At 49.3% G+C, this 16309-nt stretch carries 13 protein-coding genes and 1 riboswitch; of the genes, 2 read left to right on the top strand and 11 right to left on the bottom strand.

Annotated elements, in window-relative coordinates:
- Positions 1 to 3: 3 nt before the first annotated feature.
- The 5 genes from alaS to cymR form a co-directional block, all read right to left on the bottom strand.
- The gene (alaS, locus tag H065_RS0112795; protein WP_017813464.1) at positions 4 to 2631 is read right to left on the bottom strand and encodes an alanine--tRNA ligase; all 2628 of its coding nucleotides are present in this window, start codon (positions 2629 to 2631) and stop codon (positions 4 to 6) included.
- Between the two features lie 493 nt (positions 2632 to 3124).
- Positions 3125 to 3331, bottom strand: a complete 207-nt coding sequence (locus tag H065_RS0112790) for a YrzR-like zinc ribbon domain (RefSeq protein ID WP_017813463.1) — start codon at positions 3329 to 3331, stop codon at positions 3125 to 3127.
- 144 nt (positions 3332 to 3475) lie between these two features.
- Positions 3476 to 3982 (bottom strand): PRC-barrel domain-containing protein, encoded by a 507-nt coding sequence (locus H065_RS0112785; protein WP_026136202.1) that lies wholly within the window; start codon positions 3980 to 3982, stop codon positions 3476 to 3478.
- Between the two features lie 124 nt (positions 3983 to 4106).
- A complete protein-coding gene (locus H065_RS0112780; protein WP_017813461.1) occupies positions 4107 to 5252 on the bottom strand; it encodes a cysteine desulfurase family protein in 1146 nt (381 codons plus the stop codon).
- A 244-nt stretch (positions 5253 to 5496) separates the two neighbouring features.
- The gene (gene cymR / locus H065_RS0112775) at positions 5497 to 5916 is read right to left on the bottom strand and encodes a cysteine metabolism transcriptional regulator CymR (RefSeq protein WP_017813460.1); all 420 of its coding nucleotides are present in this window, start codon (positions 5914 to 5916) and stop codon (positions 5497 to 5499) included.
- Between the two features lie 247 nt (positions 5917 to 6163).
- Here cymR and mnmA point away from each other — a divergent pair, with 247 nt between their 5' ends.
- Both mnmA and eno read left to right on the top strand, forming a co-directional pair.
- On the top strand, positions 6164 to 7288 hold the full coding sequence (gene mnmA, locus H065_RS0112770) for a tRNA 2-thiouridine(34) synthase MnmA (RefSeq protein WP_017813459.1): 1125 nt from the start codon (positions 6164 to 6166) through the stop codon (positions 7286 to 7288).
- Positions 7289 to 7666: 378 nt separating this feature from the next.
- Positions 7667 to 8938 carry a phosphopyruvate hydratase gene (gene eno, locus H065_RS0112765; RefSeq protein WP_017813458.1) on the top strand — a complete coding sequence of 424 codons (1272 nt, stop codon included), beginning with the start codon at positions 7667 to 7669 and terminating at the stop codon, positions 8936 to 8938.
- A gap of 96 nt (positions 8939 to 9034) precedes the next feature.
- Here eno and crcB (H065_RS0112760) read toward each other — a convergent pair whose 3' ends face one another.
- The 6 genes from crcB (H065_RS0112760) to H065_RS0112735 form a co-directional block, all read right to left on the bottom strand.
- A complete protein-coding gene (crcB, locus tag H065_RS0112760; protein ID WP_017813457.1) occupies positions 9035 to 9400 on the bottom strand; it encodes a fluoride efflux transporter CrcB in 366 nt (121 codons plus the stop codon).
- On the bottom strand, positions 9390 to 9782 hold the full coding sequence (crcB, locus tag H065_RS0112755) for a fluoride efflux transporter CrcB (RefSeq protein WP_017813456.1): 393 nt from the start codon (positions 9780 to 9782) through the stop codon (positions 9390 to 9392). Before crcB (H065_RS0112755) ends, crcB (H065_RS0112760) begins: the two co-directional genes overlap by 11 nt.
- 64 nt (positions 9783 to 9846) lie before the next feature.
- Positions 9847 to 9915: riboswitch (Fluoride riboswitch) on the bottom strand.
- A 52-nt stretch (positions 9916 to 9967) separates the two neighbouring features.
- Complete coding sequence (locus H065_RS0112750; protein ID WP_017813455.1) at positions 9968 to 11287, bottom strand: replication-associated recombination protein A; 1320 nt, start codon at positions 11285 to 11287, stop codon at positions 9968 to 9970.
- A gap of 404 nt (positions 11288 to 11691) precedes the next feature.
- Positions 11692 to 13845, bottom strand: coding sequence for a HelD family protein (locus H065_RS0112745; RefSeq protein ID WP_017813454.1), 2154 nt, complete (start codon positions 13843 to 13845; stop codon positions 11692 to 11694).
- A gap of 256 nt (positions 13846 to 14101) precedes the next feature.
- On the bottom strand, positions 14102 to 15397 hold the full coding sequence (locus H065_RS0112740) for an NCS2 family permease (RefSeq protein ID WP_017813453.1): 1296 nt from the start codon (positions 15395 to 15397) through the stop codon (positions 14102 to 14104).
- Between the two features lie 116 nt (positions 15398 to 15513).
- A complete protein-coding gene (locus H065_RS0112735) occupies positions 15514 to 16269 on the bottom strand; it encodes a tRNA threonylcarbamoyladenosine dehydratase (protein WP_017813452.1) in 756 nt (251 codons plus the stop codon).
- Positions 16270 to 16309 lie beyond the last annotated feature (40 nt).

The following is a 16309-nucleotide window of genomic DNA, read 5'->3' as shown; positions in this document are numbered from 1 at the left end:
AAATTAGATCGATGCAACGTGTTTCTTGGCTGCTTCGATAGCTTCGTTCAGCTTGGATGCATCTTTACCACCGGCTTGAGCCATATCCGGACGGCCGCCACCGCCACCGCCGCAGATAGCTGCGACTTCTTTTACCAGTTTGCCGGCATGCAGTCCGCGCTCGATACCGGATTTTGGTACAACAACGACAAAGTTTACTTTATCATCGATCGCTGCGCCCAGTACAAGTACAGCTTCCGGCAATTTGCCTTTAAGCTCGTCTGCCAGACCACGCAGTGCATCCATGCTGGATACGCTGACTGCTGTTGCCAGCAATTGTGTCTCGCCGATCATTTCGACTTTGTCGGTCAGCTGTCCGGCTTCGATCAGGCTCAGCTTGCTTTGCAGGGATTCGTTCTCACGGCCCAGCTCGCGCAGCTGCTGGTTCAGTGCTTCTACACGTTTTGGTACATCATGCACATTGGATTTCAGCTGTACAGCAGCCTGCTTGAGCAGATCCAGCTGGCTGTCCAGGAACATATACGCCAGACGTCCGGTTACCGCTTCGATCCGGCGTACACCAGAACCGATACCGCTCTCGGATACGATTTTGAACAGACCGATCTGGGAGGTATTCAGTACATGACAACCTCCGCATAACTCAATGCTGTAATCGCCGATTTTCACGACACGAACGATATCGCCATATTTCTCGCCGAACAAGGCCATAGCGCCCAGTTCCTTGGCTTCATCGATACCCATATAGTTAATTTCTACGTCCAGAGCTTTCCAGATTTCCTGGTTGACACGACGCTCTACATCAGCCAGTTCTTCCGGTGTGATGCTGCTGAAGTGGGAGAAGTCAAAGCGCAGACGCTCGGCTTCTACCAGGGAACCTGCCTGGTTGGCATGGTTGCCCAGTACTTCTTTGAGCGCTTTGTGCATCAGGTGAGTCGCTGTATGGTTTTTGATAATGTCATTGCGATTTGGTGCATCGACTTGAGCGGTAACCACGTCACCAACTGCCAGTTCGCCGGAGCTTACCGTTACGATATGAACCGATTGTCCACGTGGTGCCTTGAACAGGGTTTCTACCGAAGCTTCTACCTTGTCACTGCTCAGCAGACCAAGGTCACTAACCTGACCGCCGCTCTCTGCATAGAAAGGAGTCACATCGAGAATAACCTGGACCGATTCACCTGCGCCTGCCTTTTCTACAAAAGCATCATCTTTAATAATAGCTGCTACTGTAGATTGTACGGTCAGCTGCTCATAGCCGATAAACTCGCTCTTGCCTTCAAAGTCGGACAATACGCCGCCCTGTACCATCATGCCGCCGCTACTCTGACGAGTTTCGCGTCCACGTTTACGTTGCTCCTCCATGGATGCATCGAATCCTTCGCGATCGACGGTCAGACCATTTTCCAGTGCATAGTCTTCTGTCAGATCGAACGGGAAGCCGTAGGTATCGTACAGTTTGAATGCTTCTGCACCGCTAATTACATTTTGTCCCTGCTGTTTGGCCTGCTCTGCCAGTTCAGCCAGAATGTTCAGACCATCGGACAGTGTTTCGTGGAAACGTTCTTCCTCGGTACGAATAATTTTCTCGATATATTCACGCTGCTCGACAACAGTCGGATAGTATACACCCATCACATCGCCGACGGTTTTGACGAGACTGAACAGGAATGGCTTGTCCAGACCGATTACTTTACCGTAACGAACCGCACGACGCAGCAGACGACGGATTACATAACCGCGTCCTTCATTGGAAGGCAGTACGCCATCACCGACAGCAAAAGTTACCGTACGCACATGGTCAGCAATAACTTTGAGTGCTACATCGGTCTCTTCATTTTGCTTGTAAGTTACGCCAGCGATTTGAGCGGTTTCCTGAATCATCGGTTGGAACAGATCCGTGTCGAAGTTGGAATCTACATCCTGAATAATGGAAGCGAATCGTTCCAGACCTGCACCTGTATCAATATTTTTGTTAGGCAGCGGTGTGTAGCTGCCGTCTTTATTATGGTTAAACTGGGAGAATACGAGGTTCCATACTTCCAGGAAACGCTCATTCTCGCCACCCGGATACATTTCCGGATCACTTGGGTCCAGCTTGCCGTAGGCGTCGCCGCGATCATAGAAAATCTCGGTACAAGGACCGCAAGGGCCTTCGCCAATATCCCAGAAGTTGTCTTCCAGCTTGATGATGCGCTCTGCAGGCAGACCGATTTTCTCGTTCCACAGTTTGAATGCTTCTTCGTCTTCCGGGTACACCGTAACCGACAGACGCTCCGGATCGAAGCCGATCCACTCTTTGCCGGTCAAGAATTCCCATGCCCAGGTAATCGCTTCCTCTTTAAAATAATCGCCGATGGAGAAGTTACCCAGCATCTCGAAGAACGTATGGTGACGACGGGTTTTACCCACGTTTTCAATATCATTGGTACGAATACATTTTTGCGAGTTCGTAATACGCGGATTTTCCGGTTTAACGCGACCGTCAAAATACGCTTTCAGTGGAGCCATACCGGCATTGATCCACAGCAGGGATGGATCATTATTTGGGACGAGTGGTGCACTCGGCTCGACGTTATGTCCTTTGCTTTCAAAAAAAGCGAGCCATTTGGAACGAATTTCACTTGCTTTCATAAGTATGAGCCTCCTTGGGGGTATGGACAGCATTTCGCAAAATGCTATGTAACAGCCTTAAAATCTAAAAAACGCCCCTGTCAAAGATCAGGGACGGTATTCTTGTATTCCGTACAGCGGTGTATCCCTGCAACCCTTTTTTATTATGCAAAGGCTGGTGAACAACAGGCATTAACCCACTGTATATCCAAATTACACAAATTTATTGGCATGATCCGGGATTTCACGGCTTTTCAACAACCTATATCAGTATATCCAGCGTGCGAAAGTCTGTCAATCGTACAGCGCACACCATCCTCGATCGATCTGCTATCCCTGTTATTCGTAAAGCTCTGGTGCAAAAAGGCCTCCGGCCGATCTACTGTACATCACTATCGAGGTACACGATCTGCCGGGGCCTGTGTCATTAGCCTGCTGCTATATAAAGGGTATGTATCCTGTTAAGATTGCATAGCTGCGGCCATGACCACTATCTGTCATCATGTGTAAATGTTCACGAGGACATCTGCGCGTGAGCAGATGCAGCTACCGGCTTCTCAATGAACAGATCGTCCAGCGAACTGAGCGTGCCATCCTCTTCCACCTGATACACTGACATTTTGCCGCCGTTCACCGTCAGCTCAATAAAGCAGCCCCAGCAATAGAACTGGTGGGAACCGATCTTGCCGATATCTTTGGAACTACAGTTTGGACATTTCACTCCGCGCTCACCCTATCCGTCTAAAAGTTTGGGCAGTTGACCCATCCTTCTGGCGCCTGTCCTGATTCTCCCACACCGCAAAATACCAGGTATCCTGTGTCTGCTTCAATCAGAATTCACCGTCCATACAGCATCAACTGCAAATCAAAGGCACTCCTCCAGGCGTTCATTGCTGGCCTCCGGCGCCAATATGGCGCTTTCACCAAAAGCAATCTGGCTGCTGACAGGGAGCCATTTTCTGCCGCCAATTAAATCCGAGATAAAACCGTCACTAATTTCAATCCCGGTAATGCTTTTACCCAGTTCCGGATTAAAGTAAACATCCGAGACATAGCCCAGTCTGGCTCCTTCGTTGGTCAGAACGGGCATGTCCTTGATCTTGTTGTCTCCAAGAAGAAATGTATGCTTGATATCGTCAGCCGCCACCTGGCGCACCGACTGTTGATTACGAATCATAATAGCGTCCTCTCCATGGGATACAATATCCTCCCAGAGAACGGTCCGAACCTGTAAAGAAAACAACCCTTTGCCTTCCAGCTCAAAGCCCTGGACAGACCAGTCTTCCCCTAAGATGAAATCATGAATCTTCCCAAGCTGTTTGCCATCCTCAATATCAAATACGGCAAGCCCGATCATTCCTTGCATCTTCAACACTGGCAGGACCTCCTTATCGCACAAATTGCGCAGGTGGGGAATATGCATTCCTTCCTGCCCGGCTGTTGGCGTCGTCTGACCTCTTCCCTCCCTTAGTCACCACACAGGGGAGCCCTGATCATTATTTACGTACGCGTTTTAAGATGGTTGCAATTTTCTGAGCGGTGCGTTCTATTTCTTCCCTAGTATTACCCATTCCAAAGCTGAAGCGAATCGCCGAATGCAGTACATTTTCAGGAAGCTTCATTGCCTCCAGCACATGGGAAATCTCCAGGGAACCGGAAGTGCAGGCTGACCCGCTCGCCGCTGCGATCGATTCCATATCCAGATTCATCAGCATCGTCTCGCTGGTCACGCCCGGAAAGCTCATATTCAGAATATGCGACAGAGAATGAGACAGTGGTGTATTGATCACAAAAGCATCTGCACCGGCTTCCTGCTCCAGCGTCTCAATCATGAGTCTGCGTAGTCCATCCAGCTGCGCCTGACGAGCTTCCAGCTGGTCGGTTGCCAGTTCGACCGCTTTGCCAAATCCGGCAATCCCCGCGAGGTTTTCGGTACCGGCACGACGTTTGCGCTCCTGTAATCCGCCATGCAGCAGTGGCTCCAGCTTGGTTCCCTGACGTACATAGAGTGCACCAATTCCCTGTGGGCCATTGATTTTGTGGGAAGAAAAGCTGATCAGATCAACCGGCAGTTCGCTGCAGTGGATAGGTACAGCACCAAGTGCCTGCACCGCATCGGTATGAAATACGATTCCGTGATCCCGTGCAATTATCCCGATTTCGGTAATTGGCTGCAGCGTGCCGACTTCATTATTGCCGAACATAATACTGATCAGAATCGTATCCGGACGAATCGCTGCCTGCACATCATCTGGATTCACACGACCAGTGGAATCTACCGGTAGATAAGTCACTTCATAACCCCGACTCTCCAGTGCTTTGCAAGCATGCAGTACGGCATGATGCTCAATCTGTGAAGTAATAATATGACGTCCCTGCTCCTGAAGTGCTTCGGCAGTTCCGAACAGCGCCATATTGTCGCTCTCTGTTCCTCCAGCGGTAAATACAAGTTCATTGGGATGACAGCCCAGACGAGCTGCAATACTGTCACGCGCATTGCTGACAATCCGCTTGGCAGCACGGCCAAAAGAGTGCACACTGGATGCATTTCCATGCGTACCGGTCATTACTTCCACCATGGTCTGTGCGACCTCTGGATGAACCGGAGTTGAAGCTGCATGATCAAGGTAAATGGATTTCATTATATAGTCACCTGAACTTTCATAGGAAATGGTAGATAGGCATAGATATTTCAATCGATATTCATATAACCAATAGTGGGGAGTCTGCGGCAGAACGACAAAAACGGAAGGGCTGGCTTCAATAGCCAATTTACCCTTCCGTTATCGGTTATGCTACAGCTGTCGAATGTCCGAAGCAGCTTCTCGATCAGCGCTCCGGTGCATCCGGCAGGGTATATCGTTACCGGTCAGGATATGACTGGCTTTAGATGTAGAACATATAATTGTCTTCTTGTCCCTGTTCACGGTAGCTGATCAGATCCTGCAGGGTTGTGGAATCGATAACGCCTGCAATGGCATCGCGAATCTGCATCCATAGGTGACGCTTGGCCGCTACATCCTCATCGGTAAAGTCAACGACAGAAACAGGACCCTCCAGTACGCGGATAACTTCACCGGCTGTAATCTGCTCCGGTTCACGGGATAGAATATATCCGCCGTAGGCACCGCGGATACTTTTGACCAGGCCGGCATTACGCAGTGGTGCAATCAATTGCTCCAGATAATGTTCGGACAGCTGGTTTTTCTCAGCGATACTTTTGAGGGAAGTTGGACCTTCGCCAAAACGGCCGGCCAGCTCCATCATAATTGTCAGACCATAACGTCCTTTGGTTGAAATTTTCATAAGAACACCTCATCTTTGATTTGACCAAAATCACGAAAGATTATTGCTTTATTTAGTAAGAGGAATTATAATTAGCAGTTGCATATCCGTTACGCACTTTCAATAATTCAGTGTATTCCGATCTTTATTCTTACCTATCGTAACATAGATGTGCGGGGTATGGGAAATTATTCATTATTCGAGTTTTAACGACATATAGAGCTGTCTTATAGACAGCCAAATTCTTTTATCAGGGAAGTGAACAGCCATGACCAAAGCAATATCAGATACACGTGTCGTCGTCGGTATGTCCGGCGGCGTCGACTCTTCCGTCACTGCGCTGCTGCTCAAGGAGCAGGGCTATGACGTAATCGGTATTTTCATGAAAAACTGGGATGATACCGACGAATTCGGGAATTGTACCGCTGAGGATGATGCGGAAGATGTACGCCGCGTCTGCGAGCAGATTGGCATTCCTTATTACACCGTCAACTTTGAAAAGGAATACTTTGATAAAGTATTCTCGTATTTCCTGGATGAGTACAAGCGTGGACGTACACCGAATCCGGACGTTATGTGCAACCGTGAAATCAAGTTCGGGGAATTCCTGAACAAGGCGCTTGATCTGGGCGCCGATTATGTAGCCACAGGCCACTATGCTCGTGTCATCGAAGAAGACGGACAATACAAACTGCTGCGCGGCGTAGATAACAACAAAGACCAAACCTATTTCCTCAATGCGCTCAGCCAGCAGCAGCTCTCCAAAGCAATGTTCCCAATCGGCCATCTGCCGAAGCCGGAAGTGCGCCGCATTGCTGCCGAAGCCAATCTGTACACTGCCAAGAAAAAAGACAGCACCGGTGTCTGCTTTATCGGAGAACGCAATTTCCGTGAATTCCTGAGCAACTATCTGCCTGCCAAATCCGGCGAAATGGTCGATATTGCGACCGGTGAAGTCAAAGGCAGACATGACGGTCTGATGTACTACACACTCGGACAGCGCCAGGGGCTGGGAATCGGTGGTTCCGGCAATGGTAATCCATGGTTCGTAGCCGACAAGGATCTGGAAAAAAACATCCTGTACGTCGTACAAGGTGACGCTCATCCAAGTCTCTACTCTACCGGTCTGATCGCTTCCGGCGTGAACTGGATCGACGGCTCTACTCCGGCAGCCGGTACTACGGTTACATGTGCTGCCAAATTCCGCTATCGCCAACCGGATCAGGGTGTAACCCTGACCTGGCAGGAAGACGGAACGGTGCATGTACAATTCGATGTACAGCAAAAAGCAATTACACCGGGACAGGCTGTTGTCTTTTATGATGGCGATCTGTGTCTGGGTGGCGGTACCATTGATGTTGTGGAAAAAGTATCTTATGAGGCGCTTGTATAATCAAATCCAATTTTTTCCTGTTTTATCGTTTGGCATGGAGATAGATCGTGTAAAACAAATACAGGGAGAGTAACGTTAATTGTTGGTTGGACAGGATGTATTTCTAGGATATACTTTGTATTGAAAACAGCGCTCCCTGCTGATACCACGCTCTGATTTTGGAGATTGGTGTACAGCTCAGGGAACGTTTTTTATTTATTGACGTAGTTACTTCTAAATTTACTGTTACGTTTTTGCCGTGATAGGCATAAACCTTTTCGAGATAATTATTATGTATATGGATCGGATTACTTTTCTTCTACTCTCTCCTTTCGTTAAACATTCGTTTATCATTCGTTGTTCCGGCACCAGCATCCTATCTACAGGAGGTTTCCCATTATGCCCAATGCGACAATCTGCGCGATGCAAGGAAGGGAAATATTTGATTCTCGCGGTAACCCTACTCTGGAAGTGGATGTACTGCTCGGTGACGGTACCTGGGGACGAGCAGCGGTTCCTTCCGGTGTATCCACAGGTGAACATGAAGCGGTAGAACTGCGGGACGGAGGCAAGCGGCTTGGTGGCAAAGGCGTGCTGCAGGCAGTACATCATGTCAATGAGACGATTGCCGAAGCGCTCAAAGGCCACTCGCCTTTTGATCAGGCCGCTGTGGATCAGGTTATGATCGATCTGGACGGAACGTCAAATAAATCAAGGCTTGGTGCCAATACAATTCTCGGAGTATCGATGGCGGTATGCCGCGCTGCTGCGCAATCCCAGCGTATGCCACTCTACCGATATCTGGGCGGCGTAGATAGTGAATTGCCGCTTCCTTTTTTCAATATTATTAATGGTGGCAAGCATGCCAAGACCGGCATTGCGATTCAGGAATTTATGATTACACCGGTAGGAGCAGTGCATTTTCGAGAAGCGATGGAACGGGTCGTCGAGACCTATCATATGCTTGGTTCACTGCTGGCGGATCGGGGACTTGCCACTTCCGTAGGCGACGAAGGAGGATTCGCTCCCCAGCTGGATTCCAGCGAAGAAGCGGTTCAATTGATGATCGAAGCGATTCAGCAGGCTGGTTATGAACCGGGCAAAGATATTGCGATTGCACTCGATCCTGCGGCGAGCGAATTTTACCGGGATGGGCTGTATCATTTTGAAGGAAATCAGTGGACCGGCAGCCAGATGAGTGATTATTATGAGCAATTGATTAACAAATATCCGGTAATCTCTATTGAAGACGGCATGTCGGAAAAGGATGAAACCGGCTGGCAGGCGATGACTCAGCGGCTCGGACATCGTGTACAGCTGGTGGGCGATGATATCTTTGTTACCAATCCGGCGATTTTCCGTGAAGGCATTCGTAAGCGGATCGGTAATTCGATTCTGATCAAGCCGAATCAGATTGGGACTGTATCGCAGTCTATGGAAGCGATCAAGCTGGCGCGTCAGGCTGGATATACGACGATGATCTCTCATCGCTCGGGGGATACGGAAGATACATTTATCGCCGACTTTGCTACTGGCATGAGTGCAGGCCAGATCAAGACCGGAGCTGTCGCCCGTACCGAAGGCGTAGCCAAGTACAATCAGTTCCTGCGGATCGAGGAAGAGCTGAGCAAATATGCACGTTTAGCTTCCTTTGTCTATCCGGGACAATAAGCAGTAGTCCTTTTCAAAATTCTGATCATTATAAAAAAGCTTCCTCTCCATATATGGACAAGGAAGCTTTTGGTATGTAGTTTGGCAAGTCCTATCTTAAAAATAAAGATGACCAAGCAGGATGCCCAGACCTGCCAGCAAAATGCCGCATATGTAAGATAGTCCCAGATAGCTAAACAGGGTCGTATGTTTCTGTTTGAGATGCAGTTCAATATTTTCCAATTTGAAAGTGGAAAAGGTCGTATAACTGCCCATGAATCCGGTACCGATCAGTAGCTGAATATGATTGTCCGCTCCCGATCCTACCAGCAATCCCAACAGCAAGGAACCCGAGCTGTTAATCAGAAAAGTCGCCAGGGGGAAGTCCATCGGCCACTTCCGTTTGATCCAGTTCGATAATAACAGACGGGACAATACGCCAAATACAGCGCCCGCAGCAACCAGCAGAATATTAATGAACATGTGGTGCCTCCTTCCGGGCCATCCAGCGATCACTCAGGTAAAAGCCAAGCCGAGAAGCCAGCAGACCACCAATCAGACTGATCACAATATACAGCGCAGCGAACCCATACCACTGCTTCTCGATCATCTGAATACTCTCTACACTGAATGTAGAGAACGTCGTGAATGAACCGACAAACCCGGTCCCCATGGCTGTAATAAGCATGGGTGAGAACTTTGGCAGCCGGGCCAGATATTTCATAATTACAGCGAGCAGGAAACAGCCTACCAGATTAATCAGTAGCGTTGCTAGCGGGAAGCCATGATTCGGGATCAACACACTGATCAGATAGCGGCATACTGCACCCAGCATGCCAAATAAAGCTACAAGTACATACAGCATCATTCATTCTCCCTTTCCACAAAAAATGACTCCTACCTGAACAGAGCCGTATCATACGTTGGCTAAACAGGTAGGAGTCATCAGCTGGTTAGGATTCCAGCGGTTAACGGCGAACTCCATCGCCGATTCAATTATTTACAATATAGCCTATTCCGGTATCCGTGTAAATGCCTCTCCAGAAGTGCTTAGTTATTTCCTCTGCGTCGTTCCTGATTAAGCCGGATTTTGGATTCATTGCCCTGATCGGTCGCTTGGTAGAATACACGCCGGGCCAGATTTTTGGGCAGGTATTCCTGCTCTACATAATGATTCGGGAAATTATGCGGATATTTATATCCTTCATGACCGAGCTGGGCAGAGCCTTTGTAATGGGTATCGCGCAGATGCAGCGGTACCTCGGCAGACTTGATCTCATCCATGGTAGACATCGCGCGGGAGATCGCTGTATAGACAGCATTGGACTTGGGACTCTCGACCGCAAACAGAATAGCCTGCGCAATATTAAGCTTGGCTTCCGGCCAGCCATTGGTCCGGTAAGCATCCAGTGCACCCAGTGCCTGTACCATCGCCTGTGGATTGGCAAGACCAATATCTTCGCTGCTGGCGGCAATCAGGCGACGGATAAAGGTCATCGGGTCCATGCCCAATTTTTCCACCGCATACAGGAACCAGAACAGCGCCGCATCACTGGATCCACGAATACTTTTGTGAAAAGCGGATAATACATCATACTGGGTCGATTCATCTGCCCGTACGGTCGGTCGGCGGATCGACTCCTCTGCTACTTCCAGCGTCAGATGAATCGTGCCGTCTGCTTCCGGTGGTGTAGTGAGTGCTGCCAGTTCCAGAGCATTCAGCGCACGGCGGATATCGCCATTCGCCATCGAAGCAATATGATCCAAGGCTGCCTCATCCACCTGCAGCTTCATAAAGCCCAGACCTTTCTCCGTATCATCCAGTGCGCGGCGCATAGCGATCAGGGAATGCTCTTTGGTGAGAGGATGCAGCTGGAACAGTGTCGAACGGCTCATTAAGGCTCCATTTACATAATGAAAAGGATTCTCGGTCGTCGCTCCGATAAAGATAATCGTACCTTTCTCTACAGCCGGCAGCAGAGCATCCTGACGGGAGCTGTTAAACCGGTGTACTTCATCCAGAAACAGGATCGTTTTGGTGCCATACAGCGACTTGTTCGTCTGGGCACGCTCAATCACTTCACGCACTTCCTTGACGGTGGCATCGACCGCATTAAGACGGACGAATTCGCCCTTGGTATGTTTGGATATGATATGAGCAAGTGTGGTCTTGCCGCATCCCGGTGGCCCGTACAGGATAATGGAAGTGACCTGATCCGCTTCGATCGCACGACGCAGCAGCTTACCCGGTCCCACAATATCTTCCTGGCCGATATATTCATCCAGCGACTGTGGACGTACCCGATCTGCGAGCACGCCCATTCCGTCCGACCCGGTATTACTATTCTCGTTAAAGGAGAACAAATCCATAAGGATCACATCCTGTCTTTGGTTAGTGTGGTATATACGTCAATCGCTCCGGCCAGAGATTCCATCACGACCTTCGGTTAAGAATGGAGATCCTGAACAACCAATTGCAGAGATCGATCTCCATTCTTAAAAGTCGATCTTGGATGGAATTCTCTTCCCTTCGCTATATGCTGGGATATACTTTTGGGGAAGGGAAATCACTTGTAAAATCAACTTCAAAATCATTGTTAAAATCAATATTTTCAATGTACATTTGACCTGACTCGCGTTCTTCTCTTGGCTATACGAACTAGCCTCCAACCTATATATTTTACCACTGAAGTGTATAAATGAAAAAGAAGAGGCTCCAGTAGGAACTGGAACCTCTTTGCTGATCAATATCAATGCAGGAATCTTAGTACATATTACTCTGCTGCTTGGTCGGCTCCAGAAGTAACGTATTCCGGCATCTCTTCGCCATGCAGCAGCCATAGTTCGTGCAGTGCACGGGTGCATCCGACATAGAGCAGCTTGGCATCCCAGGAATCATTGCGGTAATGATCTGTATCCACATCGGTAACGATAACTGCATCGAATTCCAGTCCTTTGGACAGATAGACTGGCAGGATCGAGTGTCCGCCCTGATAGGTCGCTTTGCCGCCATCGATGAATTGAATATCCAGACCGGCTGCAGTGAGCTGTTCGTGCAGCTCGCGTGCTTCATGCAGGGTACGAGTCAGAATGGCGGTTGTCCTGTAATCCTTGGCCTGAAGCTGCTGCCAGTAGTCGGCAACCACTGCCGGACGATTATCCGGTGGACAAGGCAGCATCCGTACAGGGTCACCGCTCCGGAAGACGGGCACAGCCGTAATCCCATTGCGTACGCCGCGTTCCAGAATGATATTGGCAAATTCGATAATCTCCATTGTTGACCGGTAGCTTCGGGTCAAAGGGAAATAATCGGTATTTTCTTCCGGGAACAGACTGTTCATTTCTTCCCAGGCATGCACACCACGGTACGCATGAATCCCCTGTGACAGATCGCCCAGAATGGTAAAGGAACTGCCGCGTACGTACAAATCCAGCAGAGCCACATGAAACGGCGAGAAATCTTGCGCTTCATCAATAACCACATGGTCAAATCGGCGACTGCCGTCCATCTCGTTCAGCAGGGTGTGAATATAGACCAGTGCCGGCAGATCATCATCGGTAATCCGGTCTTTTTTGAGTTCAGCGGAGACGCTTTTGAGAATAGCTGACGGAATCTGCTCCCAGACAGCAGCCAGACTCTCGGCATCGCCCGTAATTTTGCCGGTTTTGAACAGCTGCTTGTACAGTGCCAGCGGTTCGTATTTGGGCCATTTATTACTGTAGGATTTCTCTCGTTGTGATGCTTTTTTTTTGCGCTCTTTGCGGATTGCTTCAGATGGCGCTTTTTTGAGTCTCATTTCTACCCAGCGATGAATACGGGCAATCACCCGTTCTTTACGCTTGGCGAGCGGATAATGACGGTATTCATTGCTGAACCAGTCCATAATCTCGTCCCGGCTCAGTACGGCGTCATCCCATGGACTAAAATCCATATCCGGTACAGCTGTCTTTTCTAGCCGCTCCACGAACTCCCGAACCAGCTTCATAAAGGCAATCGAACCCTTGAACCGCGATGGCGTCTCTTCGCTGACTGCCGGACGGTCCGGCGATTCGAACCAGTATGCATACGTCTCCGAAGTCGGTACGAGCCGGATATCACTTTCCAGAATGCTCTGCGCCCAATCAGCAAACGTGCTCTGCTGGATATCGCCTACGCCCAGCTCCGGCAACACTTCCGAGATATAGTCCAAGAACATATTATTCGGTGCAAAAATAATCATTTTCTCGGCGGATACCTGCTCCTGATACTGGTACAGCAGGAATGCCAGCCGGTGCAGCGCAACTGTCGTTTTGCCGCTACCGGCAACGCCCTGAATAACCAGTGCGGTATTCTTCACTGCCCGGATAATCCGATCCTGCTCGGCCTGAATCGTAGAGACGATATCCCGCAGTTTGTTATCTTTATTCTCTCCAAGCCGGTAGACGAGAAATTCATCCGTGACGACCGGCTCGGTGCTCTCTCGGTCATAAGTGTCTGCCAGTCGTTCCAGCAGGCGCTGACGGATCACAATATTGCGTTTCAGATACACCAGACCTTCGATCAGGCCTTCCGGTGATTCGTACTCTGCCATCTCTTCCCCGCCAGTAAAGGAATAAAACAGGCTGGCAACCGGTGCACGCCAGTCTACCACCAGCGGCTGATCATCAATCTCCGATTTGCCGACACCTACTTTGCCGATATACAGCGGCTGTCTTGCCCCGCTGCCATTTTCCGCAAAATCAAGCCGTCCAAAATAAGGTTCACGTGCGCTTTTTGCCAGAGTCTGACGCTGCTGCTCACGGCCGGCCTCCAGTACCTGTTCGGTAAAGTCATGCCCGGTGTAGACAGGAATCTGCTGCAGCCTGTTCAGCTGCGCATCGACCTCATCCAATGTGTGCTGCAGTTTGTCCTTCTCTTCTTGATAGGCACTTTGAAAATCCTTTTCCAATTTCAGTTACCTCCTAAGAAATGCTTTGGTCTCTTTGTCCGGCAATAACAAGCAAAGAGCACACCAGTCATTCCCTGCAGCCGATACGGCCGGGTTCTGCCTGATGTACTCTTGTATGTTAGCGCTTCTGTTTATAGTTTTTACCATGAACAAAGGAATTTCAATATATCACAGCCATCTGGTAAATACCAGCAAAAATACAGGCTAATTCATTAATCCTGTGTACATCCTGCTTCTCTATCATCCAGATGTATGCCTAGAGCAGCGCATTAACCACAAAGTTTGCCAGGAACAGAATAGCAATGCCGTACAGAATTTTCGGTACTTCCCTGCCTTTGCCCTGCGCCAGCTTCACGACCGGATAAGCAATAAAGCCAAATGCCATGCCATCCACAATACTATACGTAAACGGAATCATGACGATGATTAGAAAGGCCGGGAACGAATCGGCAAAATTGCTGAACTTGATCTCCTGGATCGCTTGCGTCATCATCGCTCCAATGACGATTAGCACCGGTGCCAGCGCACTGTCCGGAATATAACCAAGCCACGGAATAAAGAAGAAAGTCGCACCGAACAATACGGCAGTGATCAGCGGCGTAATTCCTGTCCGTCCGCCTGCTGCGATGCCTGCTGTAGATTCTGCGGCGGCTACTGTCGGACTGGAGCCAATTAGACCGGCCAGAATATTGGAGATCGACAATGCCCGCAGACTGCCTTTAAATGTCTCTGGACGTTGGGCCATATCGGTCTGCGCACCGATCAGGCCAATATTTTCAAATACCAGAATCAGCAGCAGCAGGAACACAGCGATCCAGAACGGCAGACGCAGCATTCCTTCCAGCGTAAAAGCACCGAACAAAGGCGTATATGCCGAGATTACACTGCCTTCCCCGATATTCGCAGCACTGCCCACGCCGAGCAGATGCGCCATAATCGTCCCGAACAGAATACTGATCAGCAGTCCGCCGGGAACGTTCCGAATAACGAGCACTACAGCCACCAGCAGCGTCACACAGGATACAATTACTTTCGGATCATTAAAATGACCGATGGTGACAAATGTAGTCTGATGCGCGATAACAATCCCGCTTTTTTGCAGACCGACAAAGGTCAGGAACAATCCGATACCCACTGTAATCCCCAGCTGCAGCATAGCCGGAATCGCCTGACTGATCAGCCGGTGCAGCGATGTAAAAGCTACGATTGCAAATAACAGTCCCGATACGGTAACTACCATCAGTGCTTCCTGCCAGCTCAGTCCCATCGATCGTACCAGCGTATAGGTGAAAAAAGCATTAACCCCCATACCCGGTACAACAATGATCGGCGATTTACCGAGGAAAGCGATTACCAAACAGCTGATAATCGAAATCAACAGCGTCGCTGCCATTCCTGCCTTAAGCGGAATGCCTGCATCGGACAGAATCGTGGCATTGACCAGTACAATATAGACGACGGCAAAGTAAGCGACGACACCGGCCAGTATTTCTTTGCGCAGCACATCACGGGCTGGCATAAAGCCCAGCATCCGCTGTAACTTTTCACGCATGATATAACTCCCTCTCTTTATACAATTCATTTCCAAGTTAAAAAAAGCGTGCCCTCCGCGAATGGACAGGCACACTCTGATAACCTGGGGCAGCGAACAGATTCACTACCAGAAAACTAAATTTCGATTCCGTGTTTGGCGAGCATTTCTTTGACAACTACGCTAACCATAATCAGTCCGGCTACCGGTGGTACAAAAGCATTACTTGCTGGTGGCTGCTGCGCTTTACGGATTTCCGGTGCATTCTCGGGAACGATCTTCTCGGTGACATCCTGGCGCGGCTTTTTGGGCTGCTCGGTAGAGAAGACTACTTTGACACCTTTGCGAATACCATCTTTGCGCAGCTTGGTACGCACTACGCGGGCAATCGGGTCCATATGCGTTTTGGAAATATCGGCAACCTGGAACAATGTCGGATCGACTTTGTTGGCTGCACCCATGCTGGAGATGATCGGAATATTACGGCGCAGACATTCCTTGATCAGATGCACTTTGTAGATAATCGTATCCGAAGCATCTACTACATAATCCAGATCATATTTGAACAGCTCTTCGTACGTTTCTTCGGTGTAAAACATATTCAGTGCGATCGCTTCACATTCCGGATTGATCAGCTTGACCCGATCGACCATCAGGTCTGCCTTTTTCTGTCCCACGGTAGTAGTCAGGGCATGGATCTGGCGATTGATATTGGTAATATCGACCACATCTTTATCGATCAGGATAATTTTGCCGACACCGGTACGCGCCAGTGCTTCTACAGCAATCGAACCCACACCGCCAATACCGAGTACAGCGACTGTACTGTTTTTCATCACTTCGATACCTTCCGGTCCAAAAGCCAGTTCGGTACGTGAGAATTGGTTCAACATTAGGATTCTCTCCTTTCACTTTCCATACTGTTGCTTGCTG

Source organism: Paenibacillus shenyangensis (assembly GCF_000346635.1).
Classification (GTDB): domain Bacteria; phylum Bacillota; class Bacilli; order Paenibacillales; family Paenibacillaceae; genus Saccharibacillus; species Saccharibacillus dauci.
The sequence above is the reverse complement of the archived record's forward strand: the minus strand, read 5'-3'. Positions and strand labels throughout refer to the sequence as shown.